The sequence below is a fragment of the Amycolatopsis silviterrae genome (genome assembly GCF_042684085.1).
GTDB classification, from domain to species: domain Bacteria; phylum Actinomycetota; class Actinomycetes; order Mycobacteriales; family Pseudonocardiaceae; genus Amycolatopsis; species Amycolatopsis silviterrae.
Genome location: NZ_JBHUKS010000018.1, coordinates 225,235 through 241,858, shown reverse-complemented (window position 1 = coordinate 241,858; position 16,624 = coordinate 225,235). Strand labels below are relative to the sequence as shown.

The window sequence follows — 16,624 nt, the reverse complement described above, 5'->3', positions numbered from 1 at the left end:
TAAATAATATACAGTCGACAGCCGTGTTGCGCCGCGTGAAAGAGGCGCTCACGCTGCGGATGGGGCGTACTAAAGGGCAACGGGCCTGGTCAGTTACCGCATTGAGGCTTGTCGGGGCGACGACTGATTATATACGATCTGCCACGGCTGTTATGTCCTAGAGCACCGTCCGCAGCAGGGGAGGCGCGATGCCGCGCACGACCGGGATCAGTCCAGAGCACCGCCGGGTCGTATTGGCGGCCATGGTCGGCACGACGATCGAATGGTTCGACTTCTTCATCTACGCGATCTGTGCCGGACTGGTCTTCGCGACGCAGTACTTCGCGGTGCTCGGCAAGGACGCGCTGATCCTGTCGTTCGCGACGGTCGGCATCAGCTTCTTCTTCCGCCCGATCGGCGCGGTGATCGCCGGGCATCTCGGCGACCGGCTCGGCAGGCGCGCGATGCTGATCCTCACCCTGCTGCTGATGGGCATCTCGACGGTGCTGATCGGCCTGGTGCCGAACACCGCGTCGATCGGCGTGTGGGCGCCGATCCTCCTGGTGCTGCTGCGCATCGTGCAGGGGCTGTCGGCGGGCGGCGAATGGGGCGGCGCGGCGCTGCTCGCGGTCGAGCACGCCCCCGCTGACCGGCGTGGCCTGTACGGCGCGTTTCCGCAGATCGGCGTGCCGATCGGGCTGCTGCTGGCCAACGGCGTCCTCGCGCTGGTCACCGCGCTGACGACGCCGGAGCAGTTCCTCGCGTGGGGCTGGCGGATCCCGTTCCTGCTGAGTGTCGTGCTGATCGTCGCCGGCCTGATGATCCGGTCGCGGGTCGCGGAGAGCCCGGTGTTCGAGGAGGTCCGCGAGAAGAAGGCGCGGTCGAGCATGCCGCTGGTGCAGTTGTTCCGGCACCACTGGAAGCTGGTGATCGCGGGCGCGCTGCTGTTCGCGGCCAACAACGCCGTCGGGTACATGACCACCGGCGGATACGTGCAGTCGTACGCGACCAAATCGCTGCACCTCGACCGGTCGATCGTCCTGATCGCGGTGATGATCTCCGCGGTCGCCTGGCTGATCAGCACGCTCGCCGGCGGCTGGCTGGCCGACCGGATCGGCCGCGTGCGCACCTACCAGATCGGCTTCGTGCTGCAGCTGGTCTGGATGTTCCCGTTCTTCGCGCTGGTCAACACGGGAAGCGTCGGGCTGCTGGTGCTCGCGCTGGTGTTTTTCTCGGTCGGGCTCGGGCTCACCTACGGCCCGCAGTCGGCGCTGTACTCGGAGATGTACCCGACGTCGGTCCGCTACAGCGGCGCGGCGATCTCGTACGCGATCGGCGCGGTGCTCGGCGGGGCGTTCGCGCCGACCATCGCCGAGGCATTGCAGACCCGCACCGGAACGGTCTACGCGGTCGGCGGCTACCTCGCCGTGGTGACCGTGATCGGTCTGATCACGAGCTTCTTCGTCAAGGACCGGCGGGGCGCGTCGCTCAGTTCGGCTCCCGACGGCGCCCAGGTCGCCACCACCGAAAACGTCTGAGCGGGGGCGCGCGATGCGGACCCAGACCCGGAACGACTACTGCGCGTGGCTCGACGCGGCCGCCCGCGACGCGCACGACGCCATCAACCGGATCCACGTCGAGGCTTACGCCGATCTGGTCCGCTCCGCCGAGCTGTACAAGGGCGAGTTGGCGTGCTTCCGTCCGGCGCGGCGGTCCGCGCCCAGTCTGCCCGGCCGGGGACAGCGCCATCGGAGCCATCGGGACGCCGGGCTGCGGAGTTCCGCGATGGCGCGCGTCGAGGGGTCGCGGTTCGCCGATCCCCGGCCGGGCGGGTAGAAAGGGCGGCGGCGGCCGGTCGCCGCTCCCCGCGGCGCCGGCCGGTTGAGCCGACCCCGAGGAGGAGCAATGCCGGACCAGCAGCCGAACCCGCTGTGGCACCCGTTCGCGGACATGGGCGCGGTCGACGGGAACCGGTTCGTGGTGACCCGCGGCGAGGGGTCCTACGTGTGGGACGACGCGGGCCGTCGCTACTTCGACGCCTCCGCTTCGCTGTGGTACTCGAACCTCGGCCACGGCCGTCCCGAGATCACCCGCGCGGTCACCGAGCAGCTGGAGAAGCTCGACGCGTACAACCTGTTCGGCGGCGTCGCGAACGAGCCGGCGCTGAAGCTGGCGTCGCGGCTGTCCGAACTGGCTCCGGTGCCGGGGTCGAAGGTGTTCCTCGGTTCGGGCGGCGGGGACATGGTGGACACCGCGGTGAAGATCGCGCGGTCCTACTTCGTCCACACTGGACGCCCGGACAAGACCCACGTCATCAGCCGGACCCAGGGCTACCACGGCACGCACGGATTCGGCACCGCCGCGGCAGGCATCCCGGTGAACGCGGAGGGCTGGGGTCCGCCCGCCGCTGATTTCTCGCAGGTGCCGTACGACAACGCGGCGGCGCTGGAGGAGGAAATCCTCCGCGTGGGGCCGGAGCGGGTGGCCGCGTTCTTCTGCGAACCGGTGATCGGCGCGGGCGGCGTGCTGCTTCCGCCGGACGGCTACATCGAGGAGGTGGCGGCGATCTGCCGCCGCCACGAGGTGCTGTTCGTCGCGGACTGCGTGATCTGCGCGTGGGGCAGGCTCGGCACCTGGTACGGCATCGACCGCTGGCCGGTGCAGCCGGACCTGGTGACCACGGCGAAGGGCGTGACGAGCGGGACGATCCCGCTGGGCGTGCTGCTGGTCGCGCCGCACGTGGCGGAGCCGTTCTTCACCGGCAGCCCGGGCGCGCCGATCCTGCGCCACGGCGCGACGTACGCCGGGCACCCGGTCGCCTGCGCCGCGGCGAACGCGACGCTGGACATCTACGAGCGCGACGACATCATCCCGCGCGGCAAGGCACTGGAAAAGCCGCTCGCGGACGCCCTTTCCGGCGCGGTCGGACATCCGGCGGTCGCGGAAGTCCGGGCCGGGCTGGGATTCCTGGCCGCGGTGGAACTGGCTCCCGACCTGCTGGCCGCGGACCCGGGCGCACCCGGCCGGCTGCACAAGTTCCTGCTGGAGGAGGGCGTGATCGTGCGCTCGCTCGGCAAGGGGATGGCGGTGTCGCCGCCGCTGGTGGCGGACGAGACGGAACTGGACCTGCTGGCGTCGGCCGTTCCGAAGGCGCTGGACCGGTTGCTGAAGAACTGACTCTTGACGGCACTCTCTTGACGACACTGCGGCGGCACCGGGTCATCGGTGCCGCCGCAGTCTGTCTGCGAAGGACTACTTACAGGCGAGCGTCCCGGTGCGCAGCGCGTGGTTGTTGTCGTTGTCGTCGTCGGACCACACGACCTGCTTGCTCCCGTTCGCGCAGGCCGGGGAGATCGCGAAACCCTCGTTGTTGTAGTTCGACATCCCGGACGGCCGGTCGTACTGCGCGGTGACCGCGAACGCGCCGTCGGCGTTGACGTCGAGCGTGCTGGTGCGGCCCTTGCAATTGTTGTCGCATTCGGCCCACAGGTGCCCGGTCGACGGTTCGTACTCGAGGTCCATCACCGCCGGAAACCCGCTGTCGAACGCGGCGACGCGGGTGTACTTGCCGCTGGACTGGTCGAGCGCGTACGCGTAGACCTTCCCGTTGTCCTCGAGCCCGACGAAGTACAGGCCGGTCCCGTGGTTCGGATAGCTCGCCGGGTTGTAAGCGGCTTTCGTGTGCTGGTCCCGGAATTTGTGCGCGGTGAGCGCCGAATCCGGCACCCAGGAGATCGCCTCGAGCCCCTTGTTCGGCTCGACGGACGGCAGATCCGAGGTGAGATCCCACTCGCCGGTCGCGTTCAGCGACCCGCCCGAGCCGGAGGCGTCGTACCGGAGGATGGCGGGCTTGCTGGTGTCGCCGTCGTCGTTGTCGCGCTCAGTGGCGGTGAAGACGCCGTCCGGGGTGAAGACGACCCCTTCGGCGTCCGGATCGCCGCTGCCGTCGGAGTAGTGCATGGCCTTGCCCTCGCCCCAGCCGCTGGCGGGCTTCCACTTGTTCCCGTCCGGCACCAGCCGGTACAGGGTGCTCGGGCCGTTCTTCACCGCCCACAGCACGGTAGGCGATTCGTACGAGACGCCGCTGAGATTGGTGCCGAAAACCCCGGCGTCGTCGGCGATGGCCACCTTCGACCCACCGGGCCACGCGGTGGCCTTCGGGCTTTTCGTCGCCGCGTGGGCCGCACCGGCCCCGACCGCGAGCGCGAGCACCGACAACGCGACGGTGACCCGGATTTTTCCACGACGATGTGTTCCACGCTGGTGCGCAAGCAAGGAGCCGCTCCTTCTGTCCGTCTGGCACGGATGCAGAACCGTGCCCAGGTGGTCGCTGCTGACAAGCGGCGGCCCCGCCTGTCGCGGGACTTACAGCAGTGGGTGATCGACAGTGGAGCACACGGCGTGGGCGGTAAGCAACAAACAGCAGGTGACGTTGTTCCGGTGATCGGCATGGGTTCACGCTGGCTGGGGCTGGGCAGCGGCTCACGCTCGCGGCTATTGGCGGGCGGTCCGCAGGCGGCGACGCACACCGATCGGCACCCGGCGGCCACCGTTGCTCGCGGTCACCGAGCGGCAGCCCGCACCGGCGGCTCTCGGACGGCGGTCCGCAGGCGGGGAGCCGCATCGGCTATCGCGAGGCGGCCGCACTCGCCGACGGTTACCGGACAACGGCCCGCACCGGCGCTCGCCAGACGGCCCGCACCAGACAACCGCCCGCACCGGCCTTCACCGAACAACGGCCCGCACCGGCGACCACCCCCGCCCGCGGCCCGCCCGGCCGCTATCGCGCGGCGGTCCGCCACACCGGCACGTTGACCACCGCCGCCGGCATCCCGGGAGCCCCGCTGTCCCCGGGCACGATCGTGAACCGCCACTTGTCCACTCCGCCGCCCATGATTTCGGCATAGCGGCGGGCACCGTCCGCGTTCGCGAAGCGGACCTGCTGACCACTGGCGAGGTGGGTGATCTTGACCGCCACACTGCCTCCTGGGGATCGATCGACGGACATGTTTTGCCTGGGTGCCGGCCCGCGGAGCTTCCCCCTCCGGGGCCGGCCCACCCAGTAGAACACGTGTTCGATTCGCGGGGCAATTCAGGTCCCCCTCCCGAGCGACCCGAGCGCGTGCCAGCCGGTCGGGCCCGCGGGGCGGCGGCCGAAATCAGTTCATGGACGGGGCTCGGCGCTGGAAGACTGCGCCTCATGGAGGAGAATCCGCGGGATGTTGCCGAGTTGGCCAGCCGGATGCGCCACGGGCAGCGAGTCAAGTTCCTGTTCTTCTGGGGACATCGGCCGGAGCGCGACGGAAGCGCCGGGCGGGGCTGCCTGAGCCAGTGGTGGCCGGCGTCCTTCGCCGTGGACGGCCGGACGTTCGCCACGGCCGAGCACTACATGATGTGGCGGAAGGCTTTGCTGTTCGGCGACGAAGCGAATGCCGAGAGGATCCTGCAAGTCAAGCATCCGCGACAGGCCAAAGAGCTGGGACGCGGTGTCGCGGGCTTCGACCAGGATCGGTGGGAGGCCTGCCGCAGCGAGATCGTGCTCGCCGGGAGCCTCGCCAAGTTCGGGCAGCACCCGGATTTGCTGCGTTTTCTGCTGAGCACGGGGAAACGGGTGCTGGTGGAGGCGAGCCCGCTTGATCGAGTGTGGGGCATCGGGCTGGCCGCAGATGACCCGGACGCGGAGAATCCGGAGCGGTGGCGCGGGTTGAACCTGCTGGGCTTCGCGCTGACACGGGCACGCGCGGTCCTGGCGACGCAGATTGAACGACCGTGAAATCGCTTACGCGTCAACGGCAAGCCAAGGCGGCCTCACTAAGCCCGGACCATCGCCACCCGAGGCCACCGGTCCAGCCCCCGCGCGATCTCCGCCCGCCGGATTTCCCGCAGCCTCGGACCCTGCTCCTCCTCGGCCAGCACCCGGAACCCGAGCCGCTCGTAGTAGGGCGCGTTCCACGGCACCTCGGCGAACGTCGTCAGCGTCAGCCCGGACAGCCGCCGCTCGGCCGCCCATTCGCCGACCGTCTCGATCAGCGCCCGCCCTAATCCGCGGCGTGCGTGGCTCGGCAGCAGCGAAACCTGTTCCACATGCCCGAAACCGTCGACTTCCTCGGCGAGCACGTACGCGGCGACAGTCCCGTCGTCGTCCCAGACCCAGCAGCGGCCCGCGGACTGGAACACCGCTAGCTCCTCGACCGTAGGCGGTGCGTCGTCGGCGATCTCGGCCATGCCGAAGGTCCGGAACGGTTCGCCGGCGGCGCGTTCGAGGTCGGGCAGCACAGCGAGGTCGGCGGGGGCCGCGAGACGGATCACTGGCCCGATTTTACGGCTACACGGAGTACTCGGAAATCGCTTTTCCGATCTGCGCGGCGTACTCGCGCAACGCCGTGATGGCCCGTTCGCGCTCCACGTCGCCGACGCGCGTGGCCGGTCCGACGAGGCTCAGCACGCTCGGCCGGAGCCGGTCCGCGTCGACCGGTACCGAGCACGCCCACACGCCGTCCTCGATCTCGCCCCAGCTTTGCGCGTAGCGGTTGGCCAGCGCGTGCTTGAGGTCGTCGCGCACCTCGGCGCCGCGTTCGCTGGCGATCCGCGCGACCTGGCGTTCGCGTTCGCCGTCGGGCAGCAGGGCGAGCAGCATCTTCCCGGTCGCGCCGACGCCGAGCGGGATGGAATGCCCCGGCTGGAACGTGAACCGCATCGCGCGGTCGCATTCCACCCGGTCGCTGCACACCGCGAAGTCGCCGAAGTGCTGGAACAGCAGGATCGTCTCGCCGAGTTCGCGCGCGGCCTCCTCCATCGTCGGCCGCGCGAGCCGGGCCAGGTCGTTCGCGAGCCGGGCGGCGCGCGCGAGCGGCATGACGCGGCTGGTGACGTGGTAGCGCCCGGACCGCGATTCCTCGAGCAGCTGCAGTTCTTTCAGCAGCTGCACGTAGCGGTAGGTGGTGGCGACCGGGCTCCCGATCACCCCGGCCAGTTCCGCCACGCTGGCTTCCCAGCGCTGTTCGGTGAACGACAACAGCAATTGGAGCACTTTCCGGGAACTGTTGGCCCCGGCCGTGCGACGGAGCCCGGGTTCCGACATCCTGAAACCTCTTCGCGAGAGCACCGAATTCAGTCACGAACGCGTCGGTAAATTACCACAACTCACGCTTTGCCCGGCACGGCGAGAAACGGCGTCAGCAATCCGGGCACGGCCGTGTCGGCGAGCGCGAGCCCGGCGCCTTCCTCGACGTCCAGCACGCGATAGTGGCCGCTTCCGGCGGCGACCGGCGCGATGACGGTCACCAGCCCGGCCCGTCGCTGAAACAGCGACTGGCGCACGACGATCCCGGTGAGCCGGTCCCGCTGGACCGCGACCGTCGCCCTGGCCAGCGACCCGGAACGGGTCACGAGGTACCGGCCGGTGATCGCGTGGCCGAGCGTGCGGTACCGGTCGACACCGACCAGTACCGCGAACGGCAGCAGCACGAGCGCGGCCTGCCACGGCCATTCCGGCAGCACCTCGAGCCAGGCCAGCGCGAACAACGCGGCCGACAGCGCCAGCACGGCGAAGACGGCCCGGGTGATCCGGCGGGTCAGCGCGCGCCGGGAATGCCGCACGAGGGGGACATTCGCGACGTCCTCGCCGAGCACCTCGCTCGCGATCTCCCTGGCTTTCGCGGCCGGGGCGGGCGGCAGCAGCAGGCCGCCGCCGCGGTCCGCGCCCTTGCCCTCGCGCAGTCCGGCCGCGACCGCGACGCATTTCGCGCCGCCGACCATCCGCAGCGGCAACGGTTCCTTGATCTCGACGCCGCGCAACCGGTCTTCCTCGATCGACACCGACCGCGTCGTGATCAGCCCGCGCCGGATGTGCAGCGTGCCGCCCGGTTCGCGGGTGAGCCGGAAGTTCCAGAACGACAGCACGTACCCGCCGATCGACAGCACCGACACCAGCACGAGCAGCCCGGCCGCCGCCAGCACGACAGTGAGCCACACCGGCTGTTCGAGCGCGCGGGCCGTGAGGTCGCGCACCGGCCCGAAGCTCGTCGGATCGAAGTGCAGTTCGTGGGCGAAGTGGTAGACCGTGCCGAGGATCGCGGCGACCACGGCGATCCCGGACAGCGTGAACGGCGCGTACCGCACCCATCGCTTGTCGACCTCGGCGACGAGCGACTCCGGCGGCGCTTCCGTTTCCACCGGTTTCCGGTGCAGGAACAGGGTCCGCAGCCGCTGGGCTTCGGCGCGGGTGACCGCGTCGAGCACGAGCTGGTCCTTGCCGGGGCCTTTTCCGTGATCGTGCCGTCCGGTACCGATTCGTACTGCGGACAACGAGAAAAGCCGATGTTTCGGTTCCGAAAGCACGTCAACGGTACGGATTCGATCGCGCGGGATGGCGCGTTGTTTGCGCAGCAGCAACCCGGTGTGCCATTCGATCTGGGTCGCGGTGACGCGATAGCGCGAGGTGAGACAGTGCGAAATGCCGACCCCGATCGTCACCGCGGTGGCGGCGAGACCGATCCACTGCCAGTAATTGCCGTGGCCGAGCACCAGCGCGCCCACCAGCACCGGCAGCGACTTCACCAGGTCGAGGACCGGGCGGATCAGCAGCATGCGGCGGTCGAGCCGGTGCCAGGGCGCGTCGCCGGCGCCTTCGGCGGCGACCGGAACGGACGGCGCGGCGGCGTTCACGTCGCGTCCCCGCGCACGGCTTGGGTGGTGCGGGTCAGCTCGTCGGCCAGCGCGACCGCGACCTCCCGGTCGAGACCGGAGATGCGCAGCGGCCCGGCGGCGGACGCGGTGGTGACGGTGAGCCGCGCCAGCCCGAACAGCTGCTCCAGCGGACCGCGTTCGACGTCCACCGTCTGGATCCGCGAGATCGGCGCGATCCGCCACTCCTGCTTCAGCCAGCCGGACTGGGTGTAGACGGCCTCGCCGGTCACTTCCCAGCGGTGCACGCGGTAGCGCCACTGCGGCATGACGAGCAGATGCAGCGGAGTCAGCACGCAGGAGAGCACCAGCGTCACCGTGAGCCACGACGGCGGGTCGTCCGCGGTCGCGACCACCACCGCCTGCACCGCGAGCACGAGCAGCCAGCCTGCCCCCGCCGACGCCGCCCAATGGCCGATCGCCCGCCGGCTCACCCGGTGTTCGGGCGGGCGCAACCGCAGTTCAAGCGTGGTGGATTCTTCGGTGTTCACCCGCTCAGAGTGCCCGAACGGCCGGGTAACTGCCCACGACAAGTGTCACGATGCCCCGATCCGGGGTGGCCGGCGGATGCGGGGCGTTACTATTTCCGCCGCGCGCGGGATGGATTCGCAGCCGGGCCGCGTTGTACCGCGTACGTCCGTGCAAGCGAGCAGCAGGAGGATCCGGTGGGACTCGATCCCGAGGAACTGTACGAGGTGGACTCGGACGTCCCCGACCTGGACGGAGCTGTGCTCCTGCACTTCTTCGAAGGTTTCATGGACGCGGGCTCGGCCGGGCAGCTGGTCACCGACCACCTCGCCGGCGAGGTCGAGAACCGCGTCATCGCGCGGTTCGACGTCGACCGGCTCATCGACTACCGGTCGCGCCGCCCGTCGATGATCTACGCGGTCGACCACTGGGAGGAATACGAGGCCCCCGAGCTGGTCGTGCGCCTGCTGCACGACGACGACGGCATCCCGTTCCTGCTGCTGTCCGGCCCCGAGCCGGACCGCGAATGGGAGCTGTTCGCCGCCGCCGTGCGCCAGCTCGTGGAACGCTGGGGAGTGCGGCTCACCGTGGGCTACCACGGGATTCCGATGGGCGCCCCGCACACGCGCCCGCTCGGTGTCACCGCGCACGCGACCCGCGAGCACCTGATCGGCGAGCACCAGCCGCTGCCCAACCGGATGCAGGTGCCGGGCAGCGCCGCCGCGATGCTGGAGTACCGGTTCGGCGAATGGGGCCACGACGCGATGGGCTTCGCCGCGCACGTGCCGCATTACCTCGCGCAGTCGACCTATCCGGCCGCCGCGCTGACGATCCTCGACTCGATCGGGAAGGCCACCGGCCTGCGCCTTCCGGACGGCGAACTGCGGACCGCGGCCGAGGTGGCCAAGGCCGAAATCGACCGCCAGGTCGCGGAATCCGACGAATCCGCCGACGTGGTGCGCGCGCTGGAACGTCAGTACGACACGTTCACCGAAGCGTCCGGGCACAGCCTGCTCGCCGAATCGCAGGAACACATGCCGACGGCGGACGAACTGGGCTCGCAGTTCGAGCGGTTCCTCGCGGAACAGGGCGGGGACGGCTCCGAACGCTGAGCCGAGAGATAGGCAACACCCGCGGATCGGACCGTCTGCCAGGCCCACCAGAGCCGGGCTGTCATGATCGCCACGCCGGACATGGTGCGGCCCGCACGTTGCCGGGAGGCGGCGGGGGCGGGTGTGGTGGGTGACATCTCGGTTCAGGCTAGTCGGTCCCGTTCCGGCGGCACCCGGAAGAGCCGCGGTTCTGGGGTCCCCGTCCCAGGGTCAGCCCGGCCACCCCGCCAGATACCGCAGCGCCTCGCTGGTCGGGCCGAACGCGTCCCCAAGCAGCGCGTGCAGTTCGCCGTTGAACGACGCGATCACCGGCCGCAGCCGGACGAGCGTCGACTTCCCCTCGGGAGTCAGGTCCAGCACCAGCGCCCGGTGCTGTTCGGGATGCTGCTCCCGGACGATCAGCCCGGCCTCGACGAGCCGGGCCGTCATCGCGGTGATCGCGGATTCTCGCTGGCCCAGCGCCGTGGCCAGTTCGCGCTGGGTGAGTCCTGGCTGATCGTGCACCGCGAGCAGCGCGCCGAGTTGCGCGGTCGTCACGCCGCCCGCGGCGAGGCATCGCCGGTCGCCCTCGACGCGTAGCCGGTGCGCCGCGCTCTGCAGCAGGAAGAAAAGACGTTCGTCGGCGACCATGCGGGGATCTTGACAGTGTTCTTCTCGCACCGCCATCCTCACTTCACTACTGAAGTACTTCACTGCTGAAGTGAGGACCGAAAGTGCACTTAGACTTCGCGCGCGCCGGGCTCGCCGCGCAACCGTTCAGCGTCCTGCTCGGCGCGCGGGTCGAGGAGTTCGGCGACGGCCGCGCGGTGCTGGAGCTGGACATCCGCGACGACCTCCGCCAACAGAACGGCTACCTCCACGGCGGCGTTCTCGCCTACGCCGCGGACAACGCGCTCACCTTCGCCGCCGGAACCGTGCTCGGCCCGCAGTTGCTCACGAGCGGTTTCTCCATCGACTACCTCGTGCCCGCCGACGGGGTGCTGCTGCGTGCCGAAGCGACGGTCGTCCAAGCGAGCCGTTCGCGGGCCACGTGCCGCTGCGATCTGTACACAGTGGACGGAGAGGGAAACTCGAAATTATGCGCGGCCGCACAGGGATCCGCGGTGGTCCGGCGCTCGGCTACTCCCGGGTAAACCGGGCAGTTCGGGGCGGCGTCCGGTGGTCGGCTATCGTCCCGGGATGAACCAGGAAAGCCAAGATCGGCTGACGACAAGGACTTTGGGCCCTGCGCTGCGCCGGAAGGCCGGCCTGGTGCTGCGCCGGGCCGCGGCCCGGTTGCACGACCCGCAGACCGCGCAGCTCGAAGAACTGCGCGCGGAACTGGAGCGGACGCGGGAGGATCTGCGGGCGGAGATCGTCCGGCAGGGGGATCGGCTGCTGGACCGGGTGGTCGAGTTCGAGATCCGCAGCCGCCGCGACATCGTGTACGCCGGCGATCAGGACGCGGCGCTGGAGAGCAACGTCTTCGCGCGCGAAAGCCTGGTCGGGGCGCGGCATTTCGGCAGCCCGAAGGAAACGCTGAAGTACGCGCTTTCCCTCGCGCCCACCGGCGGGATGGCGCTGGAGTTCGGCGTCGCGTCGGGCAACACGCTGCGCACCATCACCGCCGCGCGCGAGGCGACCGAGGTGTACGGCTTCGATTCGTTCGACGGCCTGCCCGAGGCGTGGCTCAATGGCATGCCCGCCGGTGCCTTCGCCCGCGACGATCTGCCGGACGTGCCGGGTGCCGAACTGGTCGTCGGCCTGTTCTCGGACAGCCTGCCAGGGTTCCTGGAGAAGCACCCCGGCCCGGTCGATTTCCTGCACGTCGACGGCGATCTCTACAGCTCGGCGAAGACAGTGCTGGACAACGTCGGCCCGCGGCTGCGGGTCGGCAGCATCGTGCACTTCGACGAGTTTTTCAACTTCCCCGGCTGGAAACGGCACGAGTACCGGGCGTGGACCGAGCACGTCGAGAAGACCGGCGTCGAGTTCACCTACGAGGCCTACACCTACAACGACAACCAGGTCACCGTGCGGATCACCGGCGGTCCGGGGCTCATGGCGTGAAACAGCCGTGCTCGTTGAGCGGTCCGATCGCGGGGAAGATCAGGCCGCACAGGTAACCGTCGATCCAGCGGCCGTTGCCGGTGAGATTCGCGGCGAGACGGACGAGCGGGGCCAGTTTCCGGATCCCCTCGCCGAGGGAGGCGCGGTTTCGTTCGAGCAACGCGGTGAGCCGGTCGAGCTGGGTGAGCACCGGGCCGAGTTCGCGATCGTTGTCGGCGACGAGCCCGGAGACTTCCGTGCCCAGCTGACGGGCCCCGTCCAGCAGCGAGTGGATGGCGGACTCTCGTTTCTGTACTTCGGCCAGCAGCTGGTTGCCGTCGGCGAGAAGCCGGGTCAGCTGCGTGTCGCGGTCGGCGAGAGTGGCGGAAACCGTTCGGGTGCCCGCTAAAAGGTGAGCCAGTTTCGCGTCACGGGCGGAGAGTGAATCGGACAGCCGCGACAGTCCGGTCAGCGTGGCGCGGACGTTGGCCGGGGTGTGCGCGAAGGTGTCGGAAATGGCGCGGAAGCTGTGCGCCAACTGGGTGGTGTCGATGGCGTCGACGGTCGTGGCCAGCTGCCGGAACGCGGGCAGCACGTCGTAGGGAACGGTGGTCCGGCTGCGCGGAATCGGCGTGTCCGGATCGAGCGAGCCGGCCCCGACCGGGTCGAGCGCGAGATACTTCTGGCCGAGCACCGTTTTGATCCGGATCGCGGCCGACGTCCGGTCCCCGAGCCACGCCCCCGACACCCGGAAGGACACCCGGACGGACGCGCCGTCGAGCGAAACCTCCGACACCCGGCCGATTTTCACCCCTGCGACCCGGACGTCATTGCCCGTCTCAAGCCCCGCGGCCTCGCTGAACTCGGCGGCGTACGCGGTGCCGTCGCCGATGATCGGCAGATTGGGTGCCTGCAACGCAGTGAGGACGCCGAGGACGAGCACAGTCATCCCGATGAGAGCAGTGCGCACAGGGCGCCGGTGGGGATGCACAGCGTGGATGGTGACTCGCCCAGCCGGGTGAGTCCACCCACGCCACCCGAATGGGCGCTTTCGCGTTAAGTCCACTTAGGACGATGGTCGCTCTTGCCCTGCGCCGGCCCCGTTTCCCGGCCGCTCTTCGCGGCTGCCGTCCGCGCATGGCCTGCCGACGTGATCGGAGTCATCGGAACATCCGGCGCGGTTCGGCCGTTGAAGGGGTGTGCAGCGAGCGCGGGAAGGCCCGCGCTCACGCCGATCGGGGAGGAGCCACCATGCGAGACCTGACCACCGGATTGCACCCGGCGCCAGACCTCGTGGACGACACGGACGCGGCCCGGCAGGAGGAACGCCGCCGCAAGGCAGCGCTGGCCGTCGCGTCGCGGGCCAAGGACGCCGAGGAATGCGCCCTGCTGCTGGACATGCTGGGACTGCACGCTCCCGGCGGCAGCCGGACCGAGGTCGCCTGAGGTATTTCGGTTTCCAGCCGGGGAGTCCCGGTTGAATGCCCGCCGCCGGTGTGCGGACCGGAGGCGGGAGGGGTTACGCCAGACCGCGCCGGTCCGGCCCTGGGGAGGGTCGGGCCGGTCGCGGCTGATGGCGGGTTGTGGCCTGGCTGTGGGGACGGCTGGGTTGGCTGTGGCTGATGGCCGGTTGGGCCTGGCTCTGGGGAGGGCAGAGTCGGCTGTGGCTGATGGCGGGGTTGGGGTTTGGCCGTGGGGACGGCTGGCCAGTTGAGGCTGACGGCGGGTTAGGACCTGGCTAAGGGACGGGCCGAGTCGGCTGTGGCTGATGGCGGTGTGAGGCCTGGCTGTCGGATGGCTGGGTTGATTGGGGTGGGCGGTTTTGGTTGCGGTGAGCTGGGAAAGCTTGATCTGACTTGGCGGCTGCGCGGCTTGGCGCGGGGAGCCGGGATTCGGCTGGGTGGCCGAGCGATTCGGCGTGGGGAGCCGGGATGTGGCTGGGCACGTGGGGACAGCCTGGCCGCGCAACCGGGCGTCACGGCTTAGCAGATCGGTTGCGTGATTCGGGGTGGGGCGCTGGGCTTTCGGCGGGGCGGGAAATCCTGGACTGCGGGGTCAGCCGGACGTTTCGGCGTGGGGCAGCCGGTCTGCCGATCGGCATGCCCAAGCTGGTCGATGACTGACCCGTCGCCGCGGTGCCCATCCTGCTTCGCGTGCTCGTGTCCTCTCGGCCGTTGAGCCGGTCACCCGAGAGCAGCCTGCCCGCCTCAATCCACCGCGCCTGATTAGGCCAAACGGGTGAAATCGTCGCCAGAATCCACATCGGGAAACCACGCAGATCGGCAAAATCGAAGCCCCGACCGCCCGGAGGGCTGCTCCGTTTAGGCGCAAGAACCCCTTGGTATGAAAGGGATTCGCAACCACCACCCCTGGCGACCGTGAGGTGTCCACAGAGGTCAGTCGCCCGGGATGCGGATTCCGCAGCCACCCACCCCATCCACCTCCGCAACATCACCCGGGCGGCCGGTCGGATGCGGATCCCGACCCATGCCAAGAACCCCGTCCCAGCCCCGATTCCTTCGCCAGGACAAGAATTCCCGGGTTTGCGCGGTCGGGTACTGTCGATGCCCCTGGGTGATATTTTGCTCCGAACGGCTGAGTGTCGCCGATGTATCTGTCACCCTGGTGGAGCATCCTGTACCGGGAAGCGGCCTGGGTCGGGACCGGGCGCAGGGGAGGAAACGCTGTGCAGTACCTGCGGGAAGACGAATATCTCACTCGGCAGCAGCGCGCGCTGGCGGAAATGGTGCGCCGGGGGCGGCGGAAGCGCAGTTTTCAGCTCGCGGAACATCTGGCGGCGGAGGGTGGGGTGCACCGGTCGGACGTCCTTGCCGTGACCGCGCTTTTCCTTGCCTGCCAGGCGGTTCGGCGGGGTGACACCGTCGCCGTGCAAAGATTTGCGAGTGCGTTTCGCAGTTGTGACCGAAGCAGCGTGGATCTCGCTCGGCAGCTGATGCGTTTGGAAGCGGGCCGGGAACAGGGGTGGCTTCCGCGGGCGCATTATGACGAGCTTTTTTCCTACGCGTGGCGAGAAAACCGGCCCGATATTCTGGTCAAAGCCTCGTTGATTCAGCCGCGCGATGTTCCGGCGGCTGGATGGTGGGCGGAGATGGAGCGGAATCTGTGCCTGTTATCCGTCTGAACGCGGCCACTCGATCCGGGCGAACTGCGCGCGCAATTTCGCCCCGCGCGTCGCGTTGGTGGCGCTGATCCACGCTATCCGGCCCAGCAGGTGCGCGCGGAAGTCCGGGTGCCCGGCGTGGTTCTGGAGCGAGGGGCCGGTGCGGGCGCAGTTGTGCAGCACGGCCCGCAGCTCGTCGTACTCGGCGCGGGCGACGGCTGGTGCGGCGTTCACCACCAGGCCCGCGACGCGTTGCTGCCGGTAAGCCGGTTTCACCGACGTCTTGTCGTCGCGCAGGCGGAAGCCCTCGTCGGTCACGATCCGTCGGACGCCGGGCAGCAGCCGGTGCAGCGGAAGGGTCGCGTCGCCGGAGAAAGCGAGGTCGTCGGCGTAGCGGGTGTAGTTCGCGCCCAGTACGGCGGCGAGGCCGGAGAGCCGACGATCGAGATGGTGGGTGACCGCGTTCGCCACTGAGGGCGACGACGGCGCGCCTTGCGGGAGATGCGTCCCGGCGAGATGGTTCAGCAGGGTCGACCGGGCGGGCGCGGCGCGCAGGACGTCGACCGGGGTGCGGGTGGTGAGCAGGCCGGCGATGGCGGCGGCGACCGCCTGCGGATAGCCAGCCAGATCCAGCAGTGATCGGATGCGGGACGCGGAGACGGTCGGGAAGAAGCCGGCCAGGTCCAGCCGCACCACCAGGTCTTGCCCGGCGTGCGGGAGGGCGCAGGTGTGGATCGAGCGGCCGCGGCGGAAACCGTGCGCGGCCTCGTGGACCGGCAACGCGTCGAGCACGTGCCTGCGGATGCGGCGCTGCACCTCGGCCAGGCGCGGCTTCGGCTGTTCGATCAGCCGGACGCCGCCGGTGGACGTGGGGATCCAGCGGTAGCGGTAGTGCCGGAGCAGCGGACGGGACCGGCGGTGCCAGCCGCGTTCGTCGGCGAACCAGGCCAGTTCGCCGGGGGTGAGGTCGAGGGCGGCGGCGCATTCGTCGAACGTCGTCCACCGCGCGACCGGCCAGCGCCACACCGGCATCGGGCCGGGCAGCGACGCGGAGGCGACTCGTTCTCCGTTCATCCGCGCTGTCTTGTACGCGGAGCGTGCCGCCGCTGCGCGGGGCGCTGAGGGTACGTGTCGTGCTGCTCCCCGGGGTTGCCCCGGAGTGGGTGGTCCTCCACCGGCTCACCTCCGCGTCGCTGAACCCCACCCTAATGAAGATCACCGACAAAAACCG

The 16,624-nt window shown here is 69.7% G+C and carries 18 protein-coding genes; 9 read left to right on the top strand and 9 right to left on the bottom strand.

Going from position 1 to position 16,624, the window contains the following annotated elements; genetic code table 11:
* The first annotated feature begins 188 nt into the window (after positions 1-188).
* The 3 genes from ACFSVL_RS26475 to ACFSVL_RS26465 all read left to right on the top strand — a co-directional run bounded on the left by ACFSVL_RS26475 (position 189) and on the right by ACFSVL_RS26465 (position 3,156).
* A complete protein-coding gene (locus tag ACFSVL_RS26475; RefSeq protein WP_378308255.1) occupies positions 189-1,517 on the top strand; it encodes an MFS transporter in 1,329 nt (442 codons plus the stop codon).
* A gap of 13 nt (positions 1,518-1,530) precedes the next feature.
* Positions 1,531-1,815, top strand: a complete 285-nt coding sequence (locus ACFSVL_RS26470; protein ID WP_378308254.1) for a hypothetical protein — start codon at positions 1,531-1,533, stop codon at positions 1,813-1,815.
* A 69-nt stretch (positions 1,816-1,884) separates the two neighbouring features.
* Positions 1,885-3,156 (top strand): aminotransferase family protein, encoded by a 1,272-nt coding sequence (locus ACFSVL_RS26465; RefSeq protein ID WP_378308253.1) that lies wholly within the window; start codon positions 1,885-1,887, stop codon positions 3,154-3,156.
* A gap of 75 nt (positions 3,157-3,231) precedes the next feature.
* Here the strand turns inward: ACFSVL_RS26465 and ACFSVL_RS26460 are convergent, their stop codons facing one another.
* Together ACFSVL_RS26460 and ACFSVL_RS26455 are read right to left on the bottom strand one after the other, a co-directional pair.
* Positions 3,232-4,254 carry an esterase-like activity of phytase family protein gene (locus ACFSVL_RS26460; RefSeq protein WP_378308252.1) on the bottom strand — a complete coding sequence of 341 codons (1,023 nt, stop codon included), beginning with the start codon at positions 4,252-4,254 and terminating at the stop codon, positions 3,232-3,234.
* A 505-nt stretch (positions 4,255-4,759) separates the two neighbouring features.
* Complete coding sequence (locus tag ACFSVL_RS26455; RefSeq protein WP_037361241.1) at positions 4,760-4,957, bottom strand: hypothetical protein; 198 nt, start codon at positions 4,955-4,957, stop codon at positions 4,760-4,762.
* Positions 4,958-5,179: 222 nt separating this feature from the next.
* Between ACFSVL_RS26455 and ACFSVL_RS26450 the strand changes: the two genes are divergently transcribed.
* Positions 5,180-5,752, top strand: a complete 573-nt coding sequence (locus ACFSVL_RS26450; RefSeq protein ID WP_378308251.1) for an NADAR family protein — start codon at positions 5,180-5,182, stop codon at positions 5,750-5,752.
* A gap of 38 nt (positions 5,753-5,790) precedes the next feature.
* Here ACFSVL_RS26450 and ACFSVL_RS26445 read toward each other — a convergent pair whose 3' ends face one another.
* The 4 genes from ACFSVL_RS26445 to ACFSVL_RS26430 all read right to left on the bottom strand — a co-directional run bounded on the left by ACFSVL_RS26445 (position 5,791) and on the right by ACFSVL_RS26430 (position 9,155).
* Positions 5,791-6,288 (bottom strand): GNAT family N-acetyltransferase, encoded by a 498-nt coding sequence (locus ACFSVL_RS26445; protein ID WP_378308250.1) that lies wholly within the window; start codon positions 6,286-6,288, stop codon positions 5,791-5,793.
* A gap of 16 nt (positions 6,289-6,304) precedes the next feature.
* Positions 6,305-7,060, bottom strand: a complete 756-nt coding sequence (locus ACFSVL_RS26440; RefSeq protein ID WP_378308249.1) for an IclR family transcriptional regulator — start codon at positions 7,058-7,060, stop codon at positions 6,305-6,307.
* A 62-nt stretch (positions 7,061-7,122) separates the two neighbouring features.
* Positions 7,123-8,646, bottom strand: a complete 1,524-nt coding sequence (locus ACFSVL_RS26435; protein ID WP_378308248.1) for a PH domain-containing protein — start codon at positions 8,644-8,646, stop codon at positions 7,123-7,125.
* A complete protein-coding gene (locus ACFSVL_RS26430) occupies positions 8,643-9,155 on the bottom strand; it encodes a PH domain-containing protein (protein ID WP_378308247.1) in 513 nt (170 codons plus the stop codon). The genes ACFSVL_RS26435 and ACFSVL_RS26430 overlap by 4 nt, the downstream gene beginning before the upstream one ends.
* Before the next feature lie 174 nt (positions 9,156-9,329).
* Between ACFSVL_RS26430 and ACFSVL_RS26425 the strand changes: the two genes are divergently transcribed.
* Entirely contained in the window at positions 9,330-10,244 is a 915-nt protein-coding gene (locus tag ACFSVL_RS26425; protein ID WP_378308246.1) for a proteasome assembly chaperone family protein, read from the top strand.
* A 210-nt stretch (positions 10,245-10,454) separates the two neighbouring features.
* Here the strand turns inward: ACFSVL_RS26425 and ACFSVL_RS26420 are convergent, their stop codons facing one another.
* Positions 10,455-10,874, bottom strand: a complete 420-nt coding sequence (locus tag ACFSVL_RS26420) for a MarR family winged helix-turn-helix transcriptional regulator (RefSeq protein WP_378308245.1) — start codon at positions 10,872-10,874, stop codon at positions 10,455-10,457.
* An 83-nt stretch (positions 10,875-10,957) separates the two neighbouring features.
* Between ACFSVL_RS26420 and ACFSVL_RS26415 the strand changes: the two genes are divergently transcribed.
* Together ACFSVL_RS26415 and ACFSVL_RS26410 are read left to right on the top strand one after the other, a co-directional pair.
* Positions 10,958-11,377, top strand: a complete 420-nt coding sequence (locus tag ACFSVL_RS26415; protein WP_378308244.1) for a PaaI family thioesterase — start codon at positions 10,958-10,960, stop codon at positions 11,375-11,377.
* 46 nt (positions 11,378-11,423) lie between these two features.
* Positions 11,424-12,293 (top strand): class I SAM-dependent methyltransferase, encoded by an 870-nt coding sequence (locus ACFSVL_RS26410; protein ID WP_378308243.1) that lies wholly within the window; start codon positions 11,424-11,426, stop codon positions 12,291-12,293.
* Here ACFSVL_RS26410 and ACFSVL_RS26405 read toward each other — a convergent pair.
* Positions 12,283-13,221, bottom strand: coding sequence for an MCE family protein (locus tag ACFSVL_RS26405; protein WP_378308242.1), 939 nt, complete (start codon positions 13,219-13,221; stop codon positions 12,283-12,285). The two genes, ACFSVL_RS26410 and ACFSVL_RS26405, sit on opposite strands and share 11 nt — an antisense overlap.
* Positions 13,222-13,523: 302 nt before the next feature.
* On the opposite strand from ACFSVL_RS26405, the gene ACFSVL_RS26400 reads away from it, so the two are divergent.
* Both ACFSVL_RS26400 and ACFSVL_RS26395 read left to right on the top strand, forming a co-directional pair.
* On the top strand, positions 13,524-13,718 hold the full coding sequence (locus tag ACFSVL_RS26400; RefSeq protein ID WP_378308241.1) for a hypothetical protein: 195 nt from the start codon (positions 13,524-13,526) through the stop codon (positions 13,716-13,718).
* Positions 13,719-14,958: 1,240 nt separating this feature from the next.
* Positions 14,959-15,414, top strand: a complete 456-nt coding sequence (locus ACFSVL_RS26395) for a hypothetical protein (RefSeq protein WP_378308240.1) — start codon at positions 14,959-14,961, stop codon at positions 15,412-15,414.
* On the opposite strand, the gene ACFSVL_RS26390 is transcribed toward ACFSVL_RS26395, so the two are convergent.
* Complete coding sequence (locus ACFSVL_RS26390) at positions 15,403-16,467, bottom strand: reverse transcriptase family protein (RefSeq protein ID WP_378308239.1); 1,065 nt, start codon at positions 16,465-16,467, stop codon at positions 15,403-15,405. The two genes, ACFSVL_RS26395 and ACFSVL_RS26390, sit on opposite strands and share 12 nt — an antisense overlap.
* Between the last annotated feature and the right edge of the window lie 157 nt (positions 16,468-16,624).

Excerpts from the sequence above, each read along its gene's own strand:
- ACFSVL_RS26390 (WP_378308239.1), bottom strand. The coding sequence starts at position 16,467 with ATGAACGGAGAACGAGTCGCCTCCGCGTCGCTGCCCGGCCCGATGCCG.
- ACFSVL_RS26470 (WP_378308254.1), top strand. The coding sequence starts at position 1,531 with ATGCGGACCCAGACCCGGAACGACTACTGCGCGTGGCTCGACGCGGCC.
- ACFSVL_RS26475 (WP_378308255.1), top strand. The coding sequence starts at position 189 with ATGCCGCGCACGACCGGGATCAGTCCAGAGCACCGCCGGGTCGTATTG.
- ACFSVL_RS26400 (WP_378308241.1), top strand. The coding sequence starts at position 13,524 with ATGCGAGACCTGACCACCGGATTGCACCCGGCGCCAGACCTCGTGGAC.
- ACFSVL_RS26465 (WP_378308253.1), top strand. The coding sequence starts at position 1,885 with ATGCCGGACCAGCAGCCGAACCCGCTGTGGCACCCGTTCGCGGACATG.
- ACFSVL_RS26405 (WP_378308242.1), bottom strand. The coding sequence starts at position 13,221 with ATGACTGTGCTCGTCCTCGGCGTCCTCACTGCGTTGCAGGCACCCAAT.
- ACFSVL_RS26440 (WP_378308249.1), bottom strand. The coding sequence starts at position 7,060 with ATGTCGGAACCCGGGCTCCGTCGCACGGCCGGGGCCAACAGTTCCCGG.
- ACFSVL_RS26420 (WP_378308245.1), bottom strand. The coding sequence starts at position 10,874 with ATGGTCGCCGACGAACGTCTTTTCTTCCTGCTGCAGAGCGCGGCGCAC.
- ACFSVL_RS26410 (WP_378308243.1), top strand. The coding sequence starts at position 11,424 with ATGAACCAGGAAAGCCAAGATCGGCTGACGACAAGGACTTTGGGCCCT.
- ACFSVL_RS26450 (WP_378308251.1), top strand. The coding sequence starts at position 5,180 with ATGGAGGAGAATCCGCGGGATGTTGCCGAGTTGGCCAGCCGGATGCGC.